This window comes from uncultured Nitrospira sp. (assembly GCA_902500695.1).
In the GTDB taxonomy this organism is placed as follows: domain Bacteria; phylum Nitrospirota; class Nitrospiria; order Nitrospirales; family UBA8639; genus Nitrospira_E.
Window position 1 is genome coordinate 1 of sequence record CABVRQ010000139.1, and the last position, 2,322, is coordinate 2,322.

4 protein-coding genes are annotated in these 2,322 nt (G+C 51.4%); all 4 read right to left on the reverse strand.

What is annotated here, in order from left to right; genetic code table 11:
* Window positions 1-181 (reverse strand): hypothetical protein (locus tag AAH187_RS18655; RefSeq protein WP_342349996.1); only part of this gene is annotated, 181 nt, incomplete at its 3' end.
* Window positions 178-990, reverse strand: coding sequence for a glycosyltransferase (locus AAH187_RS18660; RefSeq protein ID WP_342349997.1), 813 nt, complete (start codon window positions 988-990; stop codon window positions 178-180). The genes AAH187_RS18660 and AAH187_RS18655, both read right to left, overlap by 4 nt.
* Complete coding sequence (locus AAH187_RS18665) at window positions 987-1,271, reverse strand: hypothetical protein (RefSeq protein ID WP_342349998.1); 285 nt, start codon at window positions 1,269-1,271, stop codon at window positions 987-989. The genes AAH187_RS18660 and AAH187_RS18665 overlap by 4 nt, the downstream gene beginning before the upstream one ends.
* A gap of 185 nt (window positions 1,272-1,456) precedes the next feature.
* Window positions 1,457-2,322: glycosyltransferase (locus AAH187_RS18670; protein ID WP_342349999.1), on the reverse strand; the 866-nt coding region annotated here is incomplete at its 5' end.

Sequence of the window (2,322 nt, forward strand, 5' to 3'; positions counted from 1 at the left end):
TTGCAGACGAGAAGGCCTCTGCGGCTTCCCTGGCTCCGAGTCGCAGGGACGTTAACTGGTTAGGATTGTCCCGGAGCCTTTCCATCGCAGCCACAAGCTGAGTAGCCGAACCCGGTTCAATGAGAATCCCGTTCCGTTCGTCCACAATTTCCGTTATCGCACCGATGTGCGACGCAATCACGGCATTCCAAGCATAAATGCCTCAAGAACGACACATGGATATCCCTCAGTGGGACATCGGCTTGGCAGCACCAGAACGTCATAGCCTTGCAGTAATCTTGGCACGGCTTCGGGTGAAACCTCTCCCAGATAGTTCGCACCGCTACCGACAAAGTCTTCTTCCGTGACAGTGCCGGTCAGGGGGCCGTACACGTCGACCATCGCATTTTCGATTTCGCGCGAGACCTGGATTAAATCATCCACGCCCTTCATCTCAGTCACGTGCCCCAGATACAGAAACCGCCGCGCTCCTCGTTGTTGAGATTCTTTGTTGACCGGCAACACCGATGGCAAAGTCCGACTATTGGAATACCAATACACGGGTTGACGAGAGAGAGCACAGAAGAAGTCAACGGAACGGCGGGTTTCAAATAAGACAATGTCCGCCGCCAACACCGTATTCCGAAAGATCCAACGAATCGGGGCCGGAGCTGTCCCGTACCAATCAGGATAGAATCCACCGAAACCTCTAAAAATCCATGGCCGCCCAAACACATAACAGACGAAGGCAAAGACCGGCCCGAAAAGAACGGCACCACGGATCGAGGCGTGGAATCCCACAACATCGACATGACGGATACGCCGCATCAGGGATACCAGGCTTCGCAACCCCTGCATAAGGTTTTTTGCTGGGGTGCGGTCAGTTCGCGTCGTGTTGATAACTTCGACCGATAGGTCATTGCGTTCCGTCAAGTCACCAACGAGTTGATTGAACAAAACGGTCGCACCTCCCAGCGGTGGCGGCAGGGGGCCAATAAGAAGAATAGTCATGTTGCGGGTTTGCCGGCCGGCGATAGATGATAGAGATATGATACCGGGTCAAGGTTCTCACGAATCACTCGCGCAGGGACTGCCACTGCGAGACTGTTCGAGGGAATATCAGTCACTACAACAGCATTCGCTCCGATAACCGCATTATTACCAATAACAACTGGCCCAAGGATCTTGGCTCCTGCGCCGATATAGACCCCCTTGCCAATTGTCGGTACGCCAAACTTGGTGCCATTTCCGCCTATTGTGACACATTGGTCAATGTGGACATCGTCGCCCACATGTGCTTCTCCATGGATAACAATGCCGAGGCCACCATATCCGAGGATCACACGACGACCAATGTTTGCAGTATGCGGCAACCAGCACGCGAACAGAATTCGGATAAGATAATCTATGAGGCGTGGGAAAAGAGGCACATGCTTGCAATGCAGAAAATGAGCTGTGCGGTGGAGCCAAACCGGATTCAACATATTTGGACCTTGTTCGCTGGACTTCCACCATAAAGCAGACGGTACTGATTAAGATTCGCAGACATGGTAAGCCTGTCTTTAGCGAAACGAATGGCTTTATCTCTCAGACCCACAAAATCGTTTCGATGGATGAATTCGAGGACCTGATCAGCTATATCCGTGGTTTCGTCGAGAAGCAATGAAACACCCGCCGCCGGCAACATATCACTGTAATCACCGATGCCGGGCGTGAGAATTACCGGAAGCCCACAAGCCAGATACTCCCCAACTTTCACCGGACTTGCCACATTATTGATAGTGGTATTATGGCGCATGATGAAACCAATATCGGCTGCCGACAGATACCGGTGGACTTCCTGATGAACGCATCCCCGAACAAACGCCTGCCCGGATGGAAACTCCGCCTGCTGAAGTCTGCGAGTCACTTCCTCTTGGCTGTTCGTCAGGAATAGGGCCTTACACCTCGCATCAGCTATGCAGACCCTCTTAAACAGAGAGATAATGTCAGCGACCCTCTGCCAGGCACTCATTCCACCTGAGTAACACAACAGAATATTATTCTCATTCAGATCAAGCGATTGGCGGATTTCCCTCCGTGCGCCCGGGTCAAAGAAAAATTGGTTTTCATTAAAGCATGACGGAATCACCGTCATATCCTGACGACCGATCTTTTCCTCCAAATATTTTTTTAGACTTTTTGATACCGTGCTGAGCCGATCAGCTCGTCGAGCTTGCTGCAATTCAAGTGCAGAAATAACCCGGGTTTTCAGGCTTAAACCACTTGTGAGTTGTGTCTCCAAACCCACCAGCCCTCGAACATCGAAAATCGATATGGCATTGAGTTTGTGCGCCAATTTTC